Annotated in this window: 8 protein-coding genes; 6 read left to right on the top strand and 2 right to left on the bottom strand. The window is 33.5% G+C overall.

The annotated features are described in order from the left end of the window. Together JOC76_RS30340 and JOC76_RS29445 are read right to left on the bottom strand one after the other, a co-directional pair. Window positions 1–163 (bottom strand): DinB family protein (locus tag JOC76_RS30340; protein WP_239558133.1); only part of this gene is annotated, 163 nt, incomplete at its 3' end. Between the two features lie 235 nt (window positions 164–398). Continuing rightward, window positions 399–1403 carry a DUF3231 family protein gene (locus JOC76_RS29445; RefSeq protein WP_205182325.1) on the bottom strand — a complete coding sequence of 335 codons (1005 nt, stop codon included), beginning with the start codon at window positions 1401–1403 and terminating at the stop codon, window positions 399–401. Window positions 1404–2435: 1032 nt separating this feature from the next. On the opposite strand from JOC76_RS29445, the gene JOC76_RS29440 reads away from it, so the two are divergent. The 6 genes from JOC76_RS29440 to JOC76_RS29415 all read left to right on the top strand — a co-directional run bounded on the left by JOC76_RS29440 (window position 2436) and on the right by JOC76_RS29415 (window position 6112). Then, window positions 2436–2777: a hypothetical protein gene (locus tag JOC76_RS29440; protein WP_205182324.1), complete on the top strand. Its 342-nt coding sequence runs from the start codon at window positions 2436–2438 to the stop codon at window positions 2775–2777. Between the two features lie 216 nt (window positions 2778–2993). Next, a complete protein-coding gene (locus JOC76_RS29435) occupies window positions 2994–3443 on the top strand; it encodes a hypothetical protein (RefSeq protein ID WP_205182323.1) in 450 nt (149 codons plus the stop codon). Window positions 3444–3695: 252 nt separating this feature from the next. Next, entirely contained in the window at window positions 3696–4109 is a 414-nt protein-coding gene (locus tag JOC76_RS29430; protein WP_307784789.1) for a CBO0543 family protein, read from the top strand. Between the two features lie 87 nt (window positions 4110–4196). Beyond that, complete coding sequence (locus JOC76_RS29425) at window positions 4197–4697, top strand: hypothetical protein (protein ID WP_205182321.1); 501 nt, start codon at window positions 4197–4199, stop codon at window positions 4695–4697. A 492-nt stretch (window positions 4698–5189) separates the two neighbouring features. Then, window positions 5190–5585, top strand: a complete 396-nt coding sequence (locus JOC76_RS29420) for a hypothetical protein (protein WP_205182320.1) — start codon at window positions 5190–5192, stop codon at window positions 5583–5585. Further along, window positions 5582–6112 (top strand): hypothetical protein, encoded by a 531-nt coding sequence (locus JOC76_RS29415; RefSeq protein ID WP_205182319.1) that lies wholly within the window; start codon window positions 5582–5584, stop codon window positions 6110–6112. Before JOC76_RS29420 ends, JOC76_RS29415 begins: the two co-directional genes overlap by 4 nt. Window positions 6113–6393 lie beyond the last annotated feature (281 nt).

Raw genomic sequence — 6393 nt, 5'->3', positions numbered from 1 at the left:
AATAATGTTCGCTTTCCAGTACGTGCCTGACCATTTCTAGACAATTCATTGCTTCATTATCTGGCTTCCAACTTAGTTTTTCTTCAGGAATAGATTTCCAGACTTTTATGCTTCTTCTTCTAACTTCATTTAAGTTTAAAATAATTAAATCAATTGAATTCATAAAAGCTCCTCCTTTGATAAGCATATAATAATTATACACGAATGAACGTTCGTGCCAATCTGAAGGGGGAATATTTTACAATATTTATTTGTACTTTATACGAACGGTGCAAGAGAAAGAGGTGCTGCGATTTAAAGGATTGTTTCATTGTTGTTGAACGCTAACGTGCAGTTTAGTGGAAGAATGATTTTACTAAAAGTTAAAATGCCCGACCGATTGGGAAGGGCATTTTAAGTTATTTTTCTTTTGCAATTTCTTTTCTATTAGGGGCAAGTGGCGGTTGTTCTAACCATTTATTCTGCACCATAAGATTAAACCATTTTTTAGTAAGCATTAGATTTTGTAGAATGGTGCCTTCGTAAGTAGATACAAGGTCTGTTCGCATTGCAGATGCTAAACCTGCCCCGTGATACGCCTGTGCAGCTTGGAATAAGAAACCAATATGATACAACATTAACTTATCGGAAAAAGGAGAGTTTGTTGAAGTTGTAATTTCAGTCTCCCACGACTTAGGAACTGGTAAATTATCCATTTGCATAATTTTTGAAAAATCTTTTATTTGTTGATCAGCTATTTTTTCAGCATGCTCTAAAAATTTTCTTACTTCTTTTGTTTGTGCGACTTGACTGAATGCAATTGCAAGAGTTTTTGCCATAATACTTTTTTTTAGGTTGAAAGAAATACTTATGATTTCTGTTGCGGCTAACATTCTACCCTTTCCGAAAATTCCATCTGCGAAATCTTTGCTGGAAACATATTCAGGATTTTCAGCAGGATAAAATAAAGGGTCTCTCTGAAAACTTCCTTTTTCAAGCAATAAATCAATTGTTTGATGATACATCCTTTTCCCATCGTTATCGCACGAGTCGTAAAAAAACCTTAAGTCCTCTCTGACAGAAACACCTAATGAAGTGGAGTGTCCTAGCAAACCGTGTAAAGTCATAATGTGTAAATAATTTAAGCAAAAAATATCAGTGAACAATCTCGGTTTACCTTTAAAAAGGTCGGATTCAGTAAATCCAATCGGAACAGGAAATTTCTCGTTCTCCAAAAAAGCAACGATTTGTTGCTTTTGCTTTTCGAAAGTCTTGATAGCATCCTCAAAAATGGCTTTTATTGACTCGTCTTCAATCATAGAAACCATATATCTATTTACAATATCAACGGCTGTTCCATTCACATACTCTCCCCACAAAGTTCCTATTTCGGAAGATGTGAGTTTTAATTTATCCTTCTCCATCCTGTCACCTCTTGAATATTATTTACCAATTCATTAGAGATATGAATTTCTATTTTATAAAAGGATGACCAGTTTTAAGATTAGATGTAAAGTTTAATTTAGAATGATTAGCCGATTTTTCACTTGCGATTTTTCCAAGAATAATTTTGACTTTACGTTAAAATTGTTTAAATATTGCGAAGAATTACACTTAAACAAACGGGTGCTAGAGTTGAATAAGCCAGGTTGCTGCGGCAGCCTTTTTTTGCTTGTTCCACGAACGGGGCAGATTAGCTTCAAAATGGAATTGTTGCTGACAGGGTTATATTTCCTATGTCCATATATAGAACCATTCGATTAATATAATAATGACGATATTATTTGGAGTGGAGGGAAATGCCTTTAAATGATCAACTTCAAAATGCCTAAAGGATACTTATTAAGATTTTTATATTTTTGTTTGCTCTATTTACTATATATATTAGTGAATGAGATTTGGTTCACAACGTTATACGCCCACGATAATTGGATAAACCTAAGTGGAATTATAATAATCGCTATTCTATTGGTTCCCCTTTATACGTTTATAAACACAAGATTATCCCTTGGAAAAATGAGATATATATTTTATATACCCCTACTCCCATCCTTTATTGGAGCGTTGTTGTTTCATCCAATTGAATCCAGCCTTTTCCCAAATCTGTATACACAAGATGACTTAGGAGCAGGGATTCTTATGTTTATGATTGCTATTCCACATTGGGCTGCTATGATCCTCTCTTTTTTCTTATCCGATAAATTAAAAATGCGATAATTAAAAGGTTTAGTTCAAGAAGGATTTCCACCTTAATAAAGCGAATTTTTACTATTGGGCTGTCTTATAAAGTGAATTTTTAGTGGGTGTTAATATGTCAGAATACATTTTCGAAGAAGCAAAAAGGTTTATAGAAAATATTGGAAAAACAGAAGGAAATAAATTAGGAATAACTGCAACGACTGAAGGAAAAATTCGGAGATAAAATACCAAGCTGGTTTTATCATTTAATTTCCAAGTTGCCCCTTATTAATATAGAAATAGGGTGGCAAGCAAGTGAATCTGATGATGATTATGACGGAATAGAATATGTTCAAATTCTTGAACCTATACAGATGATTGAAGAATCCTTTGATTATTACCCTGGGATTCCCATTATTGAAAAGGGTTATGTATGTATTGGTGGCGACCCATCGGGTTCGGGTGACCCTTACTTTGTAAATTTTAAAACCAATAATCCTCCTGTTTATCAAATATATCACGATTCAGGCGACGAAGCCGATGAAATTCTAAAAAACGGTGTAGTTAAAGTGGCGAATTCTCTATCCGATTTATTTAAAAACGGAATTGTTTCAGTATGATGTATTGGAAAGGCTATAAAATGCCTTCGGGTGCTTGAGGTAAACAACAAATGGACTGTTTCAGCAGTCCTTTTTCATTGCCGTTATTAAGCTAAATGGCAGGTTAGTGAAAGAAGGATTTGTCTTTAATAAGTCGAAATATTATTATATTTAAGCAGTTTTCATTATGAAACTTACCTCTTTTTTAAACAAATAATCCTTATAGTAGGTGCTAATATGGAATGGATTGAAATTAAAGGAAATGAAGATATTAAAAGGTTTCTGAAAATGTTTGGTAACTTTCACGACAGCTGTTTGAAAGAGTTATTAATGTGGACTGACAGTTATGTTGACAAAGACCTGTCTATGGGAGTTGGATTGGGGCTTGATACCAATGTACGAATGCTTTTTCAAAGACAGTTCAATAATCCATCGGCAATAGAATTGTTATTCGAAGGAGTAACACAATTGCATTTAAGTCCAAGTCCTGAGAATTACGATTCAATTATCTTTGATGCCATCCTCTTATTACAAGATGGGACATTTTATTGGGCAGATTCTTATGATTGGAAACCAAATAACCAAGATGATGAAGTTACTTGGATTTCATCTAAAAGAGTTAAGTGGCGTGATGTAAGTCACTGGATGGGTGACAACAGAAGATATGGTGTGCTAAATGAGGGTTAAACTTTTGCTTCTTCAGCTAACGGGCAGGTTACTTCAATAAGATGTATATACGTCAACATTCTTTTCACGCTTTCGATTATTTATGTGAAAAAATATAACCCCCTGAGATTTTTGTAATATACGGCTTTCTGCCGTTAAATCCGACGTTTTTTTCTACTCCAATTGGGCAAACTATGGCAAGAAAAGGTGGTGTAATCTAACTATGTGTTTTTTATCCTTTCCGCTCTGGCATTTAGTCTGTATTGCATTCTTATGCCGAAGGAATTAACACGCATTGAAATCTTCGCCACCGTCTTCTTTGCTATGACTTTACAAGATAATGTAGATATTTATCTAGATTTAAAATTAGACCTATATGGATATTTTACAAAAGGTACCCAGTGGGAGGCATTGATAGCAATCATAGGTATTTATCCAGCAATAACCACAATTTTTCTAAATTACTATCCCGTTCATAGAAAAGTGATTCACAAATTAGGATACATATTTGTTTGGAGTGGCTTTGCAGTTCTTTACGAGTATGCGGCTGTAAAGTCTGGCTATTTCTATCATAATGGCTTGACTTACTGGTACTCAGCTCTATGCTATCCTATTCTTTTCTATATCCTTATTTTTACGTTAAAAATTGTTCGAAAGTTAATCAGACAGTCGACCAAATCGTTCTAAAAATAGGATTATAACTCGATGTAAATTTCCGCTTAAAAGGTTAATAATATTTTATATAATCTAATGAATTCATTTATGAGGCGAAAAATGGCTGAAATTATTGGTGTAAGTACTTGGATATTGGCAGCTTTACGTTGGGGAGACTGGAGAAACTGGCGGAATTATTATGGAACTATTCTTTATTTCATTCTTGGGGATGTGCTTTATTATTATGTCACTTATACTCATCGACTTTGGTCACTTGTTCCTACATGGCCTCTTAAAAATGAACTTGTATGTTTAACGGGTGAGTTTATTGTATTCGCAAGTACTATATTAATTTTTTTGGGAAGGTATCCTTGTTCTCATTTATTATCGACTTGGTGGACCACTCTTTGGGTATTAATTTATACTGCAAATGAAGGGATATTAAAAATAACAGGTGCTTTTACCTACCAACATGGGTGGACATTATTTGACTCGTTTTTATTTAATATACTATTGTTCATTCTTCTTCGGTTACATTATAAAATGCCATTGATTACAATGATACTATCCATCCCAATTGCAATTTTGCTTATAATTCTAAATTCAATCCCTATTAAATAATAATGTGCCAGAATCAAATGAGATTCTGTCCAACGGTGGGGAATAGAGTGCTAAATTAAAAAGTTAGATTGTGAAGAATTGCACTTAAACTAAAGGGTAGCAAGAGTTCAAGTTAGGATCGCAACTGCGGTCTTTTTTTATTGTTCAACTAAATGGCAGATTAGTTGAAGAATGTTTCTATCTAGGCTGATGGAGTATAAAACCGACAGGATAACAGAAAATAATCTGGTATCTAACATGTTGGAGGTTTTTTATGTTTAATCAAAGGAAGATACTTTCTATTTGTAAATTTGCTATTTCATGGTTAACGTCTCGCATTTAGGATTAAAAACCTTCATTTGTTTCTTGCCATCAGCTACTTTTATAGGTTATATATTTGCATTGTTCCTATATCCTGTTTTGAAATGAGGGAATAAAGTGATTTTACCGATTTTTTTATTTATAACTCTATTCCTCTTAATTTGCTTTTGCGTGACTCCAAAAAGAATGCATTTGTATGAAATTTTATTCCTTTGTTTTTTCATTTGGGTGCTTACCTTAAATATATCTTGGATTGTGGTTGTCAATCTCCAGTGGTTAAAAGTTTCGACGTCATCGGTAAAATATTGGAACCATACAATACAATGGTTACTATTTGACCCTTTACTTATTATTTCTTTATTTGACCTGACACTGAAGGCGAAAAGTAAGGTAGAAAAAGTGACCATTCTTTTAACAGCAATCATCTTACTGACCTTTTTTCAATACTGTTTTATTTTTCTAGGGGTTGTCAGAATTCAACATTGGAATGTAGCTTTTTCATTGATTCAATGGATTCTCATCGTGTTTATTTGCTACGGATTCTGGAAACGGTATAGAAAATTATTATTCAAAGAGGAGCTCATTTGAACATGTTGCCTTTGCCTAAACATTTTGATGAAAATGAATGGTGTGTGATTATCCTCATAATATTAGGAACATTTTTATTGAAACTTCCAAAGAGAATACCGACAAGCATCACCTTTTTAATTTTATTATTAAGTATTTTTATTCCTAAAATGTTAGATCAAATTATAGCTAGTATCCGTCCTTATGATTTGTACCGCATCACGGATACAGAAAAGTATGAACTTTTCGACCTTCTTTTGGACCTGGTATATATGCCGTTTGGGTATGTATGCATTTATTTATACGAATGTCTCCACCCCCGAAACATACAAATCGCACTTTATATTTTAGGTTGGACGTTTTTTGCCGTAGGATTTGACTTTTTATTATTGAAAATGCATGTCTTTAATTATCACGGATGGAAATTAGTTTATTCTTTCTCGACTTACATTCTGGCGATCACTGTGCTTGTTTCCTTTTATGAGATTCTACTTTACTGGTATAAAAAGAAGAAGCCAATATTACCAAGTGAGAATAGGATAAGTTAAATAAAGTGGCGGCACCTTTTAAACGGACGATTACTACTTAAAAGAAAGATGAAATTGCATATTATTATTCAACTACCCTGAGAGTTTCTAGATATAAACATCAAAGTTTGTGAAGAAAAGTACTTAAACTAACGGGTGCTTTTGTTCAGGATGATGTGATCGCTGCGGCGGTCATTTTTTTCTTGCTGAACTCCCTCAGTTAAATACGATTTTCTCTCGAATGCTCGCTTATTCGCAGGATTTCATATCCCTTGATTTGGAGTTAACGATTAAATAAATTG

The sequence above is a fragment of the Neobacillus cucumis genome, from assembly GCF_016908975.1.
Lineage (GTDB): Bacteria > Bacillota > Bacilli > Bacillales > Cytobacillaceae > Neobacillus > Neobacillus cucumis.
This window is presented reverse-complemented; position numbering and strand designations above follow the sequence as displayed.